The 16,495-nt window shown below is 68.4% G+C and carries 14 protein-coding genes; 8 read left to right on the forward strand and 6 right to left on the reverse strand.

Translation table 11 applies throughout. The features are described from left to right. Positions 1 to 38: 38 nt before the first annotated feature. The gene (locus HCA44_RS07545; RefSeq protein WP_169647928.1) at positions 39 to 1,187 is read left to right on the forward strand and encodes an RNA-guided endonuclease TnpB family protein; all 1,149 of its coding nucleotides are present in this window, start codon (positions 39 to 41) and stop codon (positions 1,185 to 1,187) included. A gap of 93 nt (positions 1,188 to 1,280) precedes the next feature. Then, entirely contained in the window at positions 1,281 to 1,664 is a 384-nt protein-coding gene (locus HCA44_RS07550; RefSeq protein WP_169647929.1) for a hypothetical protein, read from the forward strand. A gap of 38 nt (positions 1,665 to 1,702) precedes the next feature. On the opposite strand, the gene HCA44_RS07555 is transcribed toward HCA44_RS07550, so the two are convergent. Genes HCA44_RS07555 through HCA44_RS07565 form a run of 3 tightly spaced genes read right to left on the reverse strand, consistent with a single transcriptional unit; the run spans position 1,703 to position 4,127 of the window. Continuing rightward, the gene (locus tag HCA44_RS07555; protein WP_169647930.1) at positions 1,703 to 2,710 is read right to left on the reverse strand and encodes an iron-siderophore ABC transporter substrate-binding protein; all 1,008 of its coding nucleotides are present in this window, start codon (positions 2,708 to 2,710) and stop codon (positions 1,703 to 1,705) included. Positions 2,711 to 2,757: 47 nt separating this feature from the next. Continuing rightward, complete coding sequence (locus HCA44_RS07560) at positions 2,758 to 3,483, reverse strand: hypothetical protein (RefSeq protein WP_169647931.1); 726 nt, start codon at positions 3,481 to 3,483, stop codon at positions 2,758 to 2,760. After that, the gene (locus HCA44_RS07565) at positions 3,480 to 4,127 is read right to left on the reverse strand and encodes a hypothetical protein (protein ID WP_169647932.1); all 648 of its coding nucleotides are present in this window, start codon (positions 4,125 to 4,127) and stop codon (positions 3,480 to 3,482) included. Before HCA44_RS07565 ends, HCA44_RS07560 begins: the two co-directional genes overlap by 4 nt. Before the next feature lie 218 nt (positions 4,128 to 4,345). On the opposite strand from HCA44_RS07565, the gene HCA44_RS07570 reads away from it, so the two are divergent. The 4 genes from HCA44_RS07570 to HCA44_RS07585 are packed head-to-tail and all read left to right on the forward strand — an operon-like array spanning position 4,346 to position 9,706. Continuing rightward, on the forward strand, positions 4,346 to 6,064 hold the full coding sequence (locus HCA44_RS07570; protein WP_169647933.1) for an ABC transporter substrate-binding protein: 1,719 nt from the start codon (positions 4,346 to 4,348) through the stop codon (positions 6,062 to 6,064). A gap of 59 nt (positions 6,065 to 6,123) precedes the next feature. Then, positions 6,124 to 7,122 (forward strand): ABC transporter permease, encoded by a 999-nt coding sequence (locus HCA44_RS07575; protein ID WP_169647934.1) that lies wholly within the window; start codon positions 6,124 to 6,126, stop codon positions 7,120 to 7,122. Next, on the forward strand, positions 7,119 to 8,843 hold the full coding sequence (locus HCA44_RS07580; RefSeq protein ID WP_169647935.1) for a dipeptide/oligopeptide/nickel ABC transporter permease/ATP-binding protein: 1,725 nt from the start codon (positions 7,119 to 7,121) through the stop codon (positions 8,841 to 8,843). Before HCA44_RS07575 ends, HCA44_RS07580 begins: the two co-directional genes overlap by 4 nt. Further along, on the forward strand, positions 8,840 to 9,706 hold the full coding sequence (locus tag HCA44_RS07585) for a dipeptide/oligopeptide/nickel ABC transporter ATP-binding protein (RefSeq protein WP_169647936.1): 867 nt from the start codon (positions 8,840 to 8,842) through the stop codon (positions 9,704 to 9,706). The genes HCA44_RS07580 and HCA44_RS07585 overlap by 4 nt, the downstream gene beginning before the upstream one ends. 675 nt (positions 9,707 to 10,381) lie before the next feature. On the opposite strand, the gene HCA44_RS07590 is transcribed toward HCA44_RS07585, so the two are convergent. Next, on the reverse strand, positions 10,382 to 11,281 hold the full coding sequence (locus HCA44_RS07590; RefSeq protein WP_206037875.1) for a LysR family transcriptional regulator: 900 nt from the start codon (positions 11,279 to 11,281) through the stop codon (positions 10,382 to 10,384). Positions 11,282 to 11,451: 170 nt separating this feature from the next. On the opposite strand from HCA44_RS07590, the gene HCA44_RS07595 reads away from it, so the two are divergent. Together HCA44_RS07595 and HCA44_RS07600 are read left to right on the forward strand one after the other, a co-directional pair. Beyond that, positions 11,452 to 12,195 carry an SDR family oxidoreductase gene (locus HCA44_RS07595; RefSeq protein ID WP_169647938.1) on the forward strand — a complete coding sequence of 248 codons (744 nt, stop codon included), beginning with the start codon at positions 11,452 to 11,454 and terminating at the stop codon, positions 12,193 to 12,195. A gap of 225 nt (positions 12,196 to 12,420) precedes the next feature. Next, positions 12,421 to 12,642: a hypothetical protein gene (locus tag HCA44_RS07600; RefSeq protein ID WP_169647939.1), complete on the forward strand. Its 222-nt coding sequence runs from the start codon at positions 12,421 to 12,423 to the stop codon at positions 12,640 to 12,642. 44 nt (positions 12,643 to 12,686) lie between these two features. Here HCA44_RS07600 and HCA44_RS07605 read toward each other — a convergent pair whose 3' ends face one another. Together HCA44_RS07605 and HCA44_RS07610 are read right to left on the reverse strand one after the other, a co-directional pair. Next, on the reverse strand, positions 12,687 to 14,114 hold the full coding sequence (locus HCA44_RS07605) for an HAD-IB family hydrolase (RefSeq protein WP_169648095.1): 1,428 nt from the start codon (positions 14,112 to 14,114) through the stop codon (positions 12,687 to 12,689). 5 nt (positions 14,115 to 14,119) lie between these two features. After that, positions 14,120 to 16,405 carry a glycerol-3-phosphate 1-O-acyltransferase gene (locus HCA44_RS07610; protein WP_169647940.1) on the reverse strand — a complete coding sequence of 762 codons (2,286 nt, stop codon included), beginning with the start codon at positions 16,403 to 16,405 and terminating at the stop codon, positions 14,120 to 14,122. Between the last annotated feature and the right edge of the window lie 90 nt (positions 16,406 to 16,495).

Genomic DNA, 16,495 nt, shown 5'->3' on the forward strand with positions numbered 1-16,495 from the left:
GCATCAATCATGTCGGTGGTAGTGGCTATGGTCCTGCTGTGCAGCTGCGATACCAGTTCCGCGTCTATCCGACGCCGGGCCAGCAGGACATGCTGGCGCGGTCGTTCGGGTGTGCGCGGGGGGTGTTCAACGATGCGCTGCGTGCCCGGCAGGATGCGTATGCGGCCGGGGTGAGGCTCTCGGATACCGATGTGCAGAAGCGGGTGGTCACCGAGGCGAAGAGGGCCCCGGAGTGGGTGTGGCTTTCCGAGGTGGCGTCGGTGGTGTTGGTGCAGGCGTGCCAGGACGCTCGGCGCGCGTACCGGAACTGGTTCGACTCGATGTCGGGGAAGCGTAAGGGCCGCAAGGTCGGGGCGCCGCGGTTCCGGTCCCGCAAGGACAACCAGCAGGCGCTCCGGCTCACGCGCAACGGATTCTCGATCCGGCCGAACCGGAAGCTGTATGTCGCGAAGGTCGGCGAGCTGAAGGTGGCGTGGTCGAGGGATCTGCCGTCCGACCCGTCGTCGGTGACGATCATCAAGGATTCGGCGGGCCGGTATTTCGCCTCGTTCGTCGTCGAGGTCGACCAGGCTCCGCTGCCGGAGGTCGATTCCGAAGTGGGTATCGACTTGGGTCTGGCCACGTTTGCGGTGCTCTCGGACGGGAGGGTCGTCGACTCGCCGAGGTTTCTGCGGCGTGCGGAACGCACGTTCCGCAAGGCTCAGCAGACCCTCTCCCGCAAGGAGAAGGGCAGCAACAACCGGGCCAAGGCGCGCCTGCGTGCCGCCAAGGCACACGCCACGGTGGCCGATTCGCGTCGCAACTTCGCGCACCAGCAGTCCACGGCGATCATCCGCGACAACCAAGCGGTGTACGTCGAAGACCTGGCGGTGTCCGGGTTGGCGCGAACACGGTTGGCGAAGTCGGTACACGACGCCGGATGGAGCATGTTCACCCGCATGCTCGAGGAGAAAGCCGCACGATATGGGCGGACCTTCGTGAAGATCGACCGCTGGTTCCCGTCGTCCCAGACGTGCTCGGCGTGTGGAGTGGTCGACGGGCCGAAGCCGCTCTCGATTCGAGAGTGGACGTGTGCAGCGTGTGGTGCGGTCCACGACCGCGACATCAACGCTGCGAAGAACATTCTCGCCGCAGGACGTGCGGAGAGGTTAAACGCCTGTGGAGGGACCGTAAGCCCTGCCGCGTAGCGGAAGGCAGGTCCCGGTGAAACAGGAACCGACCGAAGCGGCACGACGTGCCGCTGTAGGAATCCTGGTCGTTCACGACCGGGAGGACGTCAAATGTTCGAGCGATTCAGCGCCGCAGCACGATCCGCGGTCGTACAGGCACAGTCCGAGGCGCGCGAGACGGAGCTCGATGCCGTACGCGACAGCATCGACGAGACATTCGGCGCGGACGCCCTCGATCGCGCCACGCCCGAGGCGAGCCGCGGCTGGTTCTCGCGCCGCACCGGCCACGTCCCGTTCACCGGTGCGGCGAAGAAGGCTCTGCAACTGTCCTTGCGCGAAACCCTTGCGCGCAAGGAGAAAACGATCGAGCCTGAGCACATCCTGCTGGGGCTGTTGCGGGCAGGCGACCGGTCGGTCGTCGCACTCGACGAACCGCACCTCTCCGTGGACGACCTACGTCACCGTGTGACGGCGCTGCTCGATCGCTCGGCCTGAGCCGCGATGCGTTGCGCGGCGTCACTTGGGGAGCCCCCTCAGTGGCCCAGCATCGTCTGCAGGTCGTCGAGGACGAGCATGGCTCCCGTGGGGCCGAGTGCGAGGAACCACGTTTCGTCGCTGACGTGTGTGACTCGTCCGTCGCGCACCGCGGGGATCTGGTTCCACATCTGCCCGCCGACGATCGCGGATTCTCCGGTGTCTTCGGGGCGGCCGTAGCTGGAGTAGAAGATGTGGTCACCGTCGGCTTCGGTGATGGTCTCGGGGCTGATCTCGACGGCGAGTTCGTCGACGTCCTGCAGCGCCGGGCGGGGCAGGCCGACGTCGTCGAGGATGACGCCGATGAACGACAGATTGCCGTAGAGGCGGATCTTGCCCGACATGAAGCGCACCAGCGAAATCGACGGCGTGCCGTCGATCGCGGAGCGGACCTCGTCGGCGCGCTGCTGGTAGGAGTTGAGCGTCTGTTCCGCCTTCTCCTCCTCGCCGAGCGCATCGGCGACGAGGAGAAAGTTCTCCTTCCACGGGAATCCCGGGCGGATGCCGAAGACGGTCGGCGCGATCGACGACAGTTGGGGGTAGAGCTTGTCCGCGCGGAGTTTGCTGCCCAGGATCAGATCGGGTTCGAGTGCGGTGATGGCTTCGAGGTTCAGGTTGTTGATGGTGCCGACATCGGCGACGCCGTCGAGCTTGTCCGCCAGGTACGACGGTTGGCCTGCCGCGCTTTCCGGGCTGGCCAAGCCGACCGGAGTCATCCCGAGTGAGAGGACGTCGTCGAGTTCACCGCCGTCGAGGACGACCACTCGCTGGGGCTTGGCCTCGATGACGGTCTCTCCGAGCGCGTGGGTGACAGTCCGAGGGAAAACGCCGGGCTCGGCGTCGCTGCCGAGCTTGGCGGTCTCGGCGTCTGCGGTGCTGAACTGTTGCCCTCCGGTCGCGACGTCCGCGTTTCCCGCGGCTTGGTCGGTGGAACTGTTTGTCCCACAGGAGGTCAGGAATGCGGCGGCGAGGAGAACCACTCCCGCGCGCGACCAGAGTTTCGGCATGAGGGAAGGCTACCCAAAGCCATAATGTGTGGTGAGCGCAGGTCAGCCTACGGGCTGGTCGAGTCGTCCTCGCTCGCGCCGCCACCGCCGCCCGCATCGGGGACGGCGGGCGCGGCCCGCAGCCAGTGCAGCATCCGGTACATCAACTGCGTGGCGCCCGGCATGAACCCCGAACCGTGATGGTAGGACGCATCCATCGTGCTGACGACGAGCTCGGCGCCGAAGGTGTCGGCGTCGTAGTACATCAGTGTGTTGCTCTGGCCGGGGATCGCCCGATACGGGAGACCCCACGGGTCCGCGACGGCGTCGGAGTCCGGCAACTCCTCGAGCCGCACCAGGGGGACGGCCGCCTCGGGATGGGTGAGTACGCCGTGATAGTGCCAGTGCACCGCGTCGTCGGCCAGTCCGTCCCAGAACGGGTGGTCGCGATTGACCGAGCGGCGTCCGACGTCTTCGCCGATCCGCCACGCCCAGAAGTTCGTTCCGCGGCGCGTTTCGGTGGTGCCGGGCAGCCAGTCGCCGACGGAGTTCTCGCCGTCGACGTACATCCGTACGCCGTCGGCGTCGAGGAAGCCGACGAGGATCGGCGCGATGCGTGCGAGCACACCCGGGTGCAACCGGGCGGCGACGTAGACGGCGTCGTATCCGTCGAGTCCGCCCGGCTGCAGATCGGGCGCGTACACGTCGGTCACATCCATCGCCCGCACCGCCGGATCGCGCAGGTCGGCGAGGTGGAAGAAGCTGCCGGTGTGGACGAACGCGACGCGGCTCATCGCGCGGCCTCCTGCAACACCCGGGCACCCTCGAGGTAGGCGAGAGTGCGCTCGCCCATGTCCGCGGCGCTCGTGCCGGGGCGCGTGAAGGAGAGCAGGTCGTTGCCCAGGTGGACGATCACCTCGCCGCTACCGAGCGGGTAGGACGCGTCGACCGGCAGCCGCCCTTGACCGATTCCGGTGATCACGACGGCGTCCTCGGGCAGGTCGACGAGGTACGCGTGCGCGTAGAAGCCGGCGACGCCGACGCGCTCGAGGTCTTCGAAGGTGTGCTGCCCCGGGACCCCGGTGTTGAAGAGCACGTCCCGGCGGTCGACTCCGTCCCAGATCGGGTGTGCGCCCACGGCGGTGAGCCAGAGATCGCGAGTGCTGTGGAAGTCGAGCTTGCGGTGTTTCGGCATGCCGTCGACGAACCGCTCGAGCGGATGGCCGTTGACGAGGAGTCGTCCGCCCGCACGAACCCACTCCGACAGGCGGTCGGTGCGAGCACCGAGGAAGCGCTGATCGCACGCCCCGCCGATCATGACGCCCGCGAACGCGTCGAGGTCGAGCGCGTCGAGGTCGTACACATCGCGGACGGCGATGCGTGCCGTGTCTTCCGACGGCGATACGGGGCGCTGGACGAGGTGAAGGACCGGGGGCATCGAGACTCCTTGACCGGAGGTGGAGCAGAGGGGCGAGTAAGGGGAGGCTAACCTATCGAACCGACGGGGCGGCGGCCGGGCCCGCTCCGGCGAAGTGGACATTTCGCCGGGTGGGTTCATAGGCGGTAATTAGGTTAGGCTAGCCTCCGATTGGCGCGTCGACGTCCGCGCCCCACCGTCCCACGGTGGCCCTCCTCGACCTCCTGAAGTGAGGATCCATGAGCAAACGTCCCAACCGCGCCCTGGCGAGCGCCGGCGCGGCAACCGTGCTGGCCCTGTCGCTGAGCGCCTGTAGCGGCGTCGCGGATTCCGGGTCGGGGACCGACGAGTTGACGGGCCCCGACACCGCTGGTGACCTGACCATCGCGCTCGAGAAGGATTCGGGCCCGGTCAATCTGTTCGCCGGCGCGAGTGATCAGCTCATCGAACTCGTCTACGACAAACTGCTGGCGCCGTCGCCCTACGTCGAGGAACCGCAGCCGTGGCTCGCCACGCAGGTACGCCAGATCGACCCGGCCACCTGGGAGGCCGACCTGCGCACCGACGTCACCTGGCAGGACGGCGAGCAATTCACGCCGGAAGACGTCGTCTTCTCGTTCCAGTACATGCACGACGCACCCACCGGGCGCTACACGCACCACGTCAACGACACCCCCTATGTCGAGCGGGCGGTGAAGGTCGACGACGACACCGTGCGCTTCGAATGCCGGGACGCGTGCCCCTCGCTGGCCCGCGTCACGCTCGCAGACCTTCCGATCGTGGCCGAGCACATGTGGGCGGGAGTCGATCCCGCCGAAGCGAAGACGGTGCAGGACTTGCCGATCGGCACGGGTCCCTACCAACTGACGTCCTACAGCCCGACCGCGGGATACACCTTCACCGCGAACGAGAAGTATTTCGCAGGCAAGCCCACGGTCGACACGATCACGATGCCGGTGATCACCGACCAGTCGGCAACGTTCACTGCGCTGCAGTCCGGTGAGATCGACGCAACGACCCGCACTCTCAGTCCCGAACTCGTCGGACAGTTCGAGCAGTCGGGCAACCTCGACTCGATCACGACGCAGGCGCTCAGCTACCCCGAAGTCAAGATGAACTTCACTCGGAAGCCGTTGGACGTACCGGAGTTCCGGCGCGCCCTGTCCGACGCCGTCGACAAGGACCAGATGCTCGACGTGGTCGCGCTCGGGCAGGGCAGGGCGGCCACCAAGGGATACCCGCACCCCGACGCACCGTTCGCCAATCCGGACAACTCCACGCCGAGCGACCAGCACGCAGCTGCCGCCGCGCTCGACGAGCTCGACTACACCGACACCGATCACGACGGTGTGCGTGAGATCGACGGCACGCCCCTCGTCCTCACGATGTACGTGGATTCGGGTCGGCCGCAGGATGTTCGGGCCGCCGAGCTGGTCGCCGAGGACCTCGGCAAGGTCGGCGTCCGAGTCGAACTCGAGGGCATGGACGCCGCGACGCTGTCGGAACGGTCGACGCAGAAGACCTACGACCTGCTCATGAGTTCGATCGGTGCGCACGGCGTCGCCGACCCCGACCAGTTCATCATGTCGCACCGATCGGGCTACCTCTGGGCCACCGACCTCGCGTGGGACGAGTGGGATGCCAAGTACACGGAGTGGCTGGCGCAGACCACCCACGCCGATCGCATCCGCGTGATGCAGGAATTGCAGACGATCCACAACGCCGCGCCGACAACCGTTCCGCTGTTCTACCCGGAAGAGCACTGGGCGGTCTCGCAGACCTACGGCGGCTGGGTGGAGAGCCCGGGATACGGCATCGTCCACAAGTGGTCGTTCCTGCCGGCCGACGTCGCTCTGGCCGCACACTCGAGCTCCGTCGACGCGATCGTCGAACTCACCGGTACCGCGCCGGCCGCCGACGTCACCGAGCCGCCGGCCTCGGAAGAGCACGAGCACTGACGACGAGGGGACCGGCCGCCGCGGCAGCCGGTCGCCCGCGCTCCGCGGAAGGACCGTAGATGAAGAGGCTGGACCGATCGTGGCCGTCACGGCTCGGGCAATACGCCGTGGTGCTGTGGGTGGCCGTGACCCTCAACTTCGCGCTGCCACGTTTGGCCCCGGGCGACCCCGCGCTGGTCATGTACACCGGCGAAGGTGATCCCACCGCCGCGGAGCTCGCCGAGCTCGGTGCACTGTACGGGCTCGACGACCCGGTGCTCGTCCAGTACGGAAGGTTCTGGGCCAACCTGGTGCGCGGGGATCTCGGCCTGTCGACCGGCCACAACGAGCCCGTGGCCGATGTTCTGATGGACCGGCTGCCCTGGTCGCGGACGCTGGTCGTACTCGGCCTCGTCGGTGCGCTCGTCGTCGGATCCCTCCTGGGCGCATGGTCGGCATGGCGTCGTGACTCCGGGCGGCCGGCGCAGGACAAGGGCACACTCGTCGGCGTGCTGGCCGTCGACGCCATGCCGGGCTTCTGGATCGGAATGCTGCTGATCACCGTCTTTTCCGCGAAACTCGGGTGGCTGCCGTCGTACTCGTCGGCAGAGCTGCCGGACGAGACGTTCGCATGGTTGATCGAGTCCGGCAGTCGGCTCGTCATGCCGTTGCTGACGATGATCGTGACCTCGCTCGGGACGTACTACCTGCTCGCCCGCGCGTCGATGACCACCGTGCTCGGCGAACCTTTCGTCCGTCTCGCACGAGCCAAAGGGCTGCCCGAGCGCCGCGTCGTCACCCGACACGCCCTACGCACAGCGCTCCTGCCCGTTGCGACCAATGCCACCATGGCCGCCGGGGCCCTCGTCTCCGGCGCCGTCGTCGTCGAGACGGTGTTCTCCTATCCCGGCTTGGGCAAGGTCATCGCCGATGCTGTTGCCGCACGGGACTATCCGCTGCTCCAGGGTGCGTTCCTGCTCGCGACGCTCGGTGTGGTCCTGGCGAACGTCATCGCCGATCTCCTCTATCCGGTGCTCGACCCGCGTGTACGGCCCGCACGACAGGTGGTCTCCGCATGACGCGCCTTCTCGCCGGGTGGCGCTCTCTGTCCGTGACGAGCCGCATCGGCATCGGCATCGTGCTCACCTTGTGCGCGGTGGCGATCTTCGCCCCGTGGCTGGCACCGCACGATCCGGGTGAACGCGTCACCCGACCGTTCGCGGTGCCGTCGTCCTCGCATCTGCTCGGCGCGGACGATGTGGGCCACGACCTCCTCAGTGTCCTCGTCTTCGGTGCGCGCCCTTCGCTCCTCGTGGGTTTCACCGCCGCGATCGCGGCAACCGTCGTCGGCATGACCGTCGGGCTGACCGCCGGGTACATGCGGGGGGCCGTCGATACGCTGCTGATGCGCCTCGTCGACGTCGTGCTGTCGTTGCCCGTCGTCCCGCTCACGCTCGTGGTCGGGGTTCTCGCCGGGCCCGGACTCGTCACGCAGATCTTCGTCATCTCCCTCGCACTGTGGGCTCCGATGGCGCGTGAGCTGCGCGCGCAGGTTCTGAGTGTGCGCGAACGCGATCACGTTCAGGCGCTGCGCGCGATGGGCGCACGGAACAGCTACGTCCTCACCCGGCACATCGTTCCGGCGGTGGGCGTGCTCGTCGTCCCTCAACTCGTTCTCGCGGTCAAGACCGCGGTCCTGCTCGAGGCGTCGTTGGCCTTCCTCGGCCTCGGCGACATCACCTCCATGAGTTGGGGAATGATGCTGAGCGTCGCGAACGCGCGCAGCGCCTTTCTCACCGATGCGTGGCTCTGGTGGGTTGTTCCGCCCGGGGCGCTCATCGGACTGACGGTGCTGGGATTCGCTCTCGCCGGTGGCGCCGTCGAGCGCGCCGCGGGCGGACCGGCGCAGCGAGCCGCAGGCGGACGTGTCCACCGAGCTGTGCGACGCGCGACGTCGCGGCGTATTGCCGCCCGCGCGGTGGACACCACTCCCGACCCCGGCGCGCCCCTGCTCCGGATCGAGGGACTCACCGTGCGCTACGGCAACGGCGAGAATGCCGGGGGAGGCTGCGTCGACGTCGACCTGTCGATCCCGCGTGGGCAGGTTCTCGGCCTCGTCGGAGAGTCCGGATCGGGCAAAACGACTGTGGCGGCGGCGATCGTGGGTCTCATGCCGGCCGCCGCCCGAGTCGTCTCCGGACGAATCCTGCTCGGCGGCGTCGATGTGCTCGGCCTCGGTACCGACGAACGCCGGGCGCTGCTCGGCAGACGCATCGGTCTCGTACCCCAGGAAGCGCAATCCGCGCTCAACCCCGTACACCGCATCGGTCACCAGATCCGCGAGGCGGTGCTCGCCCACGGAGATGCACCGCGTGCGCGGGCCGAGGAGCGTGCCCGCGAACTCCTGCAGATGGTCGGGTTGCCGACCGAGCGATACCGGGCCTACCCGCACGAGCTCTCCGGCGGCCAGCGTCAGCGGGTCGTCCTCGCGATCGCGCTGGCGAACGAACCCGATGTCCTCGTCGCCGACGAACCCACCAGCGGCCTCGACATCCTTGTCCAGCAGGAGATCCTGGACCTGCTGCACGATCTGCGCACCCGACTGCACCTGACCGTTCTCCTCGTCACGCACGACCTGCCCGTCGTCACGCAGGCCGCCGACCGCGTCGCCGTCATGCAGGCGGGCCGGGTCGTCGAGCAGGGTGACGCCGACGCCGTACTGACCGATCCGCAGCATCCGTACACCCGCAAGCTGATGGGCTCGATGCCCGACATGACCGAGTTCGAGGGGGCACTGTGACGTCGATCGTCTCGATTCCCACGGCCGAGGGCGGACACCACGACTTCGCGGCAGGCGGGCACCGGTCGGTTCTCCGCGTAGCCGGGCTGACCGTGCGTTACGACGACACCGTCACCGTGCGCGGCGTCGACCTGGCCCTACGGGCCGGCGAGACGGTGGCGCTCGTCGGCGGCTCCGGGGCAGGCAAGTCGACCGTGGCGAAAGCGATCGCCGGGCTGGTGCTTCCGTCGTCCGGCACCATTCTGCTCGACACCTCCGTCGACGGAGATGGACCGAGCGAGCTCGTCGACCTGGTCGGGGCGCCGCGCCGCGTCCGTCGTGCCGCGCGGCGGGCCGTGCACCTGGTGATGCAGGACCCGTATGCATCTCTCCCGCCACATCGGCGGATTCTCGATACCGTCGCCGAGCCTCTTGTCATCCACCGAATCGGCCGGGCGGCGGACCGTGCGGACGCCGCCGGTGCGGCGTTGGAGGCAGTCGGTCTCGACCCCGAGCGTTACGCCCGACGCCTCCCACACGAGCTGTCCGGTGGCGAACGTCAGCGAGTCGCCTTCGCACGCGCGATCGTGACCAAGCCCGCCGTGATCTTGGCCGACGAACCGACGGGCATGCTCGACGCAACCCTGCGCGGCGAACTGTCCCAGCTGATGGGCGATCTCGCTCGCGACCACGGCACCGCAATCCTGCACATCACCCACGACCTGGCGCTCGCCGCCCACACCTGCGACCGCGTCCTCGTGATGGCCGACGGCGCGATCGTCGAGCAGGGACGCACCGCGACGGTGCTGCACGATCCACAGCACGCGACGACGAAGAACCTGTTGGCGGCGGCCCTTCGCGGGGCGCGGCGTGGACGCGGGTGAGTAGGGCGCGGGCGTCCAGTTCTGCGCTGCCGCGGTACAGATTCCACATGCTCGGTCGCCACCTTCGGCGGTGCGAGGCAATGCGAGACGGGCTTCCAGCTCTGGGCGACGCATTCGGTAGCTGATCCACATGTGCGGCGGCTCCGGCATGTGAGCGCGAGCGCTGGACGTCCTCGCCGCTGCTCCCGCGTACGCCGACGGAGTACGTCGACTCGAGATTCGCCACGCCAGTTGCTGGCCGGCACCTTCCGAAAACGCCCGTGGACCTCCACCAACCGCTCATGGTGCGGGCCCGACGGGTGGATCAGGTCAGCAGATCGTTGCAGAGATCGGCCGGGTAAGTTCGTACGTCATGAGCACAGTGATCGCGACGCACACGCCGATTGCCGCCAACCGGTAGACGCTGCAGAGTAGTCCCGGCTGGGAAGAACGCCAACAGGGCCAGCCCCGGGAGCACGAAAACTCAGAAGCTCCTCGTCATCTGACCTTTCAGCCGTTGGTCGTTGCTGTCCTGCCCCATGTTTCCCCTTTCCTACGACGCGGTCATGTCGCAGCTGCCAGCTCGGAGTCGTCTACTGCTTGACGACGTTGCCGACAATTCGTGAACGCCACTTGGCATCCGCACGGGCGTAGTAGCAACCGGTAGAGGCACGGACGCGTCGTGAATGGGCCGCCTCACAGCTCGCGGATGAGATGGCGCGTCGCGGATTCACGGAAGCGTGCGACCAGCGGGTTGGTGTCGTCGGCCCGGGCGGCCACGACGACTTCGCAGGGCTGGATGCCCTCGATCGGGACGGTGGCCAGGTCCTCGCGCAGCGTGCTGCGGCGGTCGTCGGCGGGCACCAGCGCGATCGCGCGTCCGTCTGCCACCACCTCGAGCTTGTCCTCGAAGGTTTCGACCAGCGTGGGCCCGAGCGGCGCCGGGGCGCCGTCCGGACGCGGGTCGAGCCGCCAGAAGCCGGTCCATGCGGCCGCCATTCCGGCACAGGCGACCAGGGGCTCGTCGGCGAAATCGCCAGGTGTCACCGATTCTTTCCCGGCGAGCCGGTGGTCCACGGGGACGAGCAACACCCGGGGTTCCTCGTAGAGGACGGTCACCTGTAGGTCTTCACTCGGGATGGGCAGCGGGGTGCGCGCCACGAGCACGTCGACCCGGCAGTCCGGGAGGGCGCGAGCCTGATCCCAGTCCAGATGCAGCGTGCGAACATGGGCCTCGGGATAGCGATGCTGCAGATCGCGCAACGCAGGGGTGACGACGAGATCTTCCAGGTACCCGATGGTGAGGGTGCGCTGCGGGGCGGCGGTGTGGGCGGCGAGCGTCGCCTTGCGTGCCGTGTACAGCAGTTCCTGCGCCCGCGGCAGGAATGCGGCACCGGCCGGGCTCAGCGTGCTGCCCTGGGTGGTCCGTTCCAGCAGGCGCACGCCGAGTTGGCTTTCCAGACGCTTGATCTGGCGGCTCAGGGCGGGCTGGGCGACGTGCAATGCGGTCGCGGCCCTGGCGTAGTTCAGGTGTTCGGCCACCACCGTGAAGTACCGCACCAATCGCAGATCGAGATCCACCGCTGTGACAGGCAGGTCTTCGTCGGGCATGAAGCCGATGGTACCCGTGATGCTCCTGCGGCATCACGGGATGCGAAACAGGTCTTGGACGCCTTTTCCGGACAGCAGTTGACTCGGAAGTGCCCGGCAGGCATCGCTTCGCCGGAACCGGAAGATCACCGATTCGGAACAGGGAGACCATCGACATGGGCAAGTACGAGAACAAGAAGGTCGTGATCACGGGCGGCAGCAGCGGATTCGGCCTGACCACTGCGCAACTGCTGGTGCGCGAAGGGGCGCGGGTGTTGATCACCGGTCGTGACCAGTCGCGGCTCGACGCCGCACGCGAACAACTCGGCGAGCATGCCATCGCGGTACGCAGCGACGCGGCATCACTGGCCGCGATCGAGGATCTGGCCGACCGGGTGAAGAACGAATTCGGCACGGCCGACGCGCTTTTCGCGAATGCCGGGGTGAATGGTTTCGCGCCGTTCGAGTCGACCAGCGAGGAACTGTTCGACCAACTGCTGACCGTCAACGCCAAGGGGCCGTACTTCACGGTGCAGAAACTCGCGCCACTACTTCCCGAGGGCAGCGGGGTGGTGCTGACCACCTCGGTCGCCAATGTTCTGGGGTTGCCGATGCTGAGCGCCTACGCGGCCAGTAAGGCGGCGTTGCGGTCGATGACCCGCTCGCTGGCCCGCGAACTGCTCCCGCAGCGGATCCGCGTCAACGCGGTCAGCCCCGGCCCCATCGACTCCGGGATTCTGGCAAAGTCGATGCCTCGGGAGCAGGCCGAGCAGACCAAGGCGCAGATGGCCGCGGACAACCCGATGCTGCGCATGGGAACGCCGGCAGAAGTGGCCACGGCCGTGGCGTTCCTCGCCTTCGATGCGACGTTCACGACGGGCGCCGAACTGGCCGTGGATGGCGGCGGGTCGCAACTCTGAGGCGGCGGTAGGTCGCCACTCCCGCCCGAAGACGACCTGGGTGAGTACCTTCCGCATGGGCCGTGGCTGCCAACCGGCGCTGGTCTGCTCCTGACGGCGACTCATGCGAAGGTGACGGCCGGGGTCGTCCTCTCTGCGCCGACCTGCCCCGTGAAACGTTTCGCCGCGTGGACCGATACCAGAATGTGTCCGGTAACGCGCCGGCGTGGGTCGAGGGGAGTCGGGATGATTGCCACGGGGGTCGCTGTCGCCATGGTGGTTGCTGCGCTGCTGTCTCGTGCCGCACGTTTGTTGTCGGGGTCGTTGTTGACCGCCGCGGGCGGCGTTCTCGTGATCGCCTTCGTCCGGACCGAGGCGTCGCTTCTCGCGCAGGGCACCGCCATCATCGCCGCGGCACTTCTCGTGGCGGTGGGTGCCGAACGCGCCACCCGCAGCATTTCCGCATGAGAGTTCCCGCGGCGCCGGGGACAGGTACAGCGGCCGGCTGGTGGTCAGTCGAGACCGAGGGTGCGTACGAACAACTCTCGAACACCCTCGACGCGTTCGTCCAGGTCGTCGAGCGTCCAGTCGTCCGTCGGTATCGGTTCGAGCACGGTGACGTCGACACGGCCGGGGTGCGCGATCAGCGAATTGCGCCACATGCGCTCTCCCGCACCGTCGATGACGACAGGGACGACGGGGACGCCAGCCTGCATCGCAAGGTGGAAGGCGCCCTTCTTGAATCGCCCCGGCCACGGCGTGGGTGACCGGGTGCCCTCGGGCGCGATCACGATCGACACACCGGACTGCAGCTTGTCGACGGCGGGGGCGAGGGCGTCGCGGCCTCGGCCGCGGTCGGCGCGATCGATGTAGGCGACGTCGAGCAGCGCCCCGACGGGCATGAACCGCGGGTCGTGTGCGGCCTCCTGCTTCGCGACCGCGGTGACGTCGCGGCCGAGGACGGCGCCGAGTACCGCGAGATCGAGCGAACTCTGGTGGTTGAACACGAACACCGCGGGCCGTGCGGACCACGCGTTCGCTGCGCCGGTGACACGCAGGTCGATTCCCGCGACCGTGAGGGCGAGTTCGGATCCGAACGCGGCCACCAGGTTCGCGCCGGTGCGTCTGCTCCTGGTGAGTGCGGCGGTGGTGACGCCGAGGCCGACCGCGCCGAGCAGGGCACCGACCGCGCCCGCGGTGCGCGCGGTGGACACGATGCCGAAACCACGCTGCGGCGCGGCGAGATGCGCCTTCGTCCAGCCACGGCGATGCGCCGTGCGCGCCAACGCTCCGTCCGGATTGAGGGCGACCGGGCGGCCCACCAGTGCGAGCAGCGGCTCGTCCTCCGCGCCGTTCGAGTACGCGAATGCCTGGCCGAGGTCCGCGCCGACCTCACGCGCATATGCGGCGACAGCGTCGGCCTTCGCCGGTCCCCACAACGCAGGCGTCTCGAGCTTGCCGGTGAGGACGCCGTCGCGCACTTCGGGCACGGTGCACGCGAGCGCGTCGAACCCGAGATCGACGGCGACGTCCCGCGCTTGGTACGGGGTGGCGGATGTCGCCATCACGACGTGATGGCCTGCGCGGCGGTGCGCTGCGACGAGGCGGCGCACGTCCGGATAGATCATCGCGGCGAACCGCTCGCGGAAGAGCCGGGTGCCCCACGCGCGCATGTCGTCCTCGGTGCGGCCCGCGAGATGGGCGATGCCGACGTTCATGAGCCTGTGCACGTCGCGCTCGCGCAACGCCATCTCGAGCGCGGCGGAGCCGGTGCGGATCAGCTCGTCGAGTCCGATGTCGGCTCGCCGCAGCCGGTCCCGGTAGGCGACCTCCGCCGAGTAGCCGTCGATGACCGTGCCGTCGAAGTCGAAGATCGCGAGCACGCCCGATCCGCGCGGTGCGTCGTCGATCGCGCGTAGCAGGTCGTCGGTGCTGCTCACCGTGCTCACGGGGCGGGACTCTCGATCAGATCGAGCCGGCGGTGCGCGATCTCCCTGATCTGCAGCACGCGGCGCACGTGCGTGTGCAACTCGTCGGCGAACGCTCGCCTGCGGTCGGCGAGGTCGGCCCCGCCGGGCGCGACGAGATCGCGATTGCGCGCGAGTTGCAGTGCGGTGGAGAACAGTTCGATCGAGATCGACTCGCGACTGCCGATCTCCTGACGCAACCTTCTCCGCTCGGCGACATCGAGACACGAGCGCACGAACTGCTTTTCGTCGATCTCGTCGCCCGGCGGTGTGTCGCACAGCAGGTCCGCCACCACTGCGTACGCCTCGAGATAGGGCTGCAGCACGCGGTGCGCGAGATACGGCGTGATCCGGTCGAGCACGCCCATCGCGTGGGTCGCGTCGCCCATGTTGGATTCCCAGGTCGGATCGATCAGGTCGAGCTCGGCGCGCAGCTCGAGAGCGAAGGACGCCTTGTCGCCGAAGAAGAACTCGAACTTCAGCAGGTCGCGCAGGCGCAGGGCTTCCGCCCAACCGGCTGCGAACGGATCCTCGTGCCGACCCTCGACGGCCGCTTCGACCACCATCTCGGCGATAGCGCGGATGACGAAGAAGTGCACCGTGTTGTTGCGGTAGAACGCCGCAACGAGATGCTGGCCCGGCGCCAGGAAGTACACGGGTTCGCCCGCACGGTCGAAGCACCGCAGCACACCCGACGCGAGGTGGGTTTCGACGGCGGCGCGCACCACCGCGCGGTCGGCGACGTCGACGCTGCCCGCGGTCGGCAGCCGACGCGCGGTGATGTAGTCGACGAGCGGTCCGAGCGTCGCCTCGAGTTCTCGTGCGGTGAGCGCCCGGTCCTCGATGCCGAGGAATGCGAGCATCACGAGCGACGACGCCGTGACCGGCGTGACCTCGTTGATGCGATGAGACACCTCGAACGCGGCCTTCTGCACGCCGAGCCGCAGGTCGTCCGGCTCACGCGCGAGGAACTCCCGGAAGGCGAGCGGACGGCCCACCGACACGTGCGCGACGCCGTGCCGATTGCCCTGCGCACGCACGTATCCCACGAGCCAGCGGATGCCTTCTCGGGTCTTGGCTGCCCCGTGCGCCTCGTCGGCCATCGCCCCCACCTCGTGCAGCTGGTCGTACGTGATGGACACGGGGACGAGATACACCTCGTGCTCGGAATCCTGTGCCGCAACCGCTTTCGCGAGGTACGTGAGCAGCCCGAAGCGCGGTGGCCGCAGCTTGCCGGTGCGGCTGCGCCCGCCCTCGAGATACCACTCGAGATTGAATCGTTTCGCCGTGAGGAATCGCATGTACTCGGCGAGGGACCACTTGTAGACGTCGTCGTCGCCCATCGTGCGCCGGATGAACACCGTGCCGCTGCGTTTGCTGATCGGCCCGATCGGCCAGAAGCTGACGTTGAGCCCGCCCATCACGTGGTTGAGCGGAAGCCCGATCGACGTGAGCGCGGGCCGCAGGACGAGCGGATCGAGGTAGGAGCGATGGCTCGGCAGGAACACGAGCGAATGTGCCCGGTCGAGTTCGACGATCTCGTCGAGTCGCGTCGTGTCGACGTGCAGGCGATAGGCCCGCGAGAAGTACCGGCCCAACCGGCCCCACACCGCGCTCGCGCGGCGGCTCTGTGTCGCGACCATCTCGTCGAGCGCGGCCCGGGCGCGGGACGCGACCTCCGCGGCGTCGAGGTCCAGGCGGGCGGCGAGCTCGCGCACGCCGTCGTCGAAGCGGCGCGATCCGGTGATCTCGTCGACGACGAAGCGCGACACCTTGTACTCGCCGCCGAGCAGCGATCGCTCGGCACGCTCGAGTGCGAGCGCGGCCTGCCTGCGCACGAACTCGGGCAGCGACCCGCTCCCGTGCTCGTCCCGTCGGCGAGCCAGGTCGCTCAACGGCGCAGCGGCGCCCTCGAGGACGTGGGCGCGGCTCGGGTCGGATCGCAAGGCGCGTCGCTGTCGTGGACGCGCGAGGCGCAGCGGGGCGTCGACGCGGACGAGATCGCGGACCCGCCTGCCGTCGCGGCGCAGTGCCTCGTCGTCGGTGGGCAGCCAGACGACGCGCACCGGCGCCAGCACGGGGTCGTCGGTGCGGCGGGTGACGGCGTCGAGTTCGTCGGTCGTGACCACGACGCCGTCCCGGCCGCCCGAGTGCGTGGCGCGTTCACGAAGCCATGCGTCGAGGACATCGCGCTCGACGGGCGTCATCGGCTCCGTGAGATACAGCCGCGGACGAGCGGCGTCGGTGCCGGACTGCTCGACCATCGCCGACCTCCCCATGGCCTCGGACCCGCGGGTCCCTCCGAAGAACATTGTGACGCACATCTCACGAAAAGGTGAGCCCTGACCGTACGC

It is taken from the genome of Rhodococcus sp. HNM0569, from assembly GCF_012726205.1.
Taxonomy (GTDB): Bacteria; Actinomycetota; Actinomycetes; order Mycobacteriales; family Mycobacteriaceae; genus Rhodococcus_F.

Bases quoted from the DNA above. Each gene is read 5' to 3' on its own strand.
- HCA44_RS07565 (WP_169647932.1), bottom strand. From the start codon at position 4,127: ATGCCCCCGGTCCTTCACCTCGTCCAGCGCCCCGTATCGCCGTCGGAA.
- HCA44_RS07550 (WP_169647929.1), top strand. From the start codon at position 1,281: ATGTTCGAGCGATTCAGCGCCGCAGCACGATCCGCGGTCGTACAGGCA.
- HCA44_RS07580 (WP_169647935.1), top strand. From the start codon at position 7,119: ATGACGCGCCTTCTCGCCGGGTGGCGCTCTCTGTCCGTGACGAGCCGC.
- HCA44_RS07600 (WP_169647939.1), top strand. From the start codon at position 12,421: ATGATTGCCACGGGGGTCGCTGTCGCCATGGTGGTTGCTGCGCTGCTG.
- HCA44_RS07595 (WP_169647938.1), top strand. From the start codon at position 11,452: ATGGGCAAGTACGAGAACAAGAAGGTCGTGATCACGGGCGGCAGCAGC.
- HCA44_RS07555 (WP_169647930.1), bottom strand. From the start codon at position 2,710: ATGCCGAAACTCTGGTCGCGCGCGGGAGTGGTTCTCCTCGCCGCCGCA.
- HCA44_RS07610 (WP_169647940.1), bottom strand. From the start codon at position 16,405: ATGGTCGAGCAGTCCGGCACCGACGCCGCTCGTCCGCGGCTGTATCTC.
- HCA44_RS07560 (WP_169647931.1), bottom strand. From the start codon at position 3,483: ATGAGCCGCGTCGCGTTCGTCCACACCGGCAGCTTCTTCCACCTCGCC.
- HCA44_RS07575 (WP_169647934.1), top strand. From the start codon at position 6,124: ATGAAGAGGCTGGACCGATCGTGGCCGTCACGGCTCGGGCAATACGCC.
- HCA44_RS07570 (WP_169647933.1), top strand. From the start codon at position 4,346: ATGAGCAAACGTCCCAACCGCGCCCTGGCGAGCGCCGGCGCGGCAACC.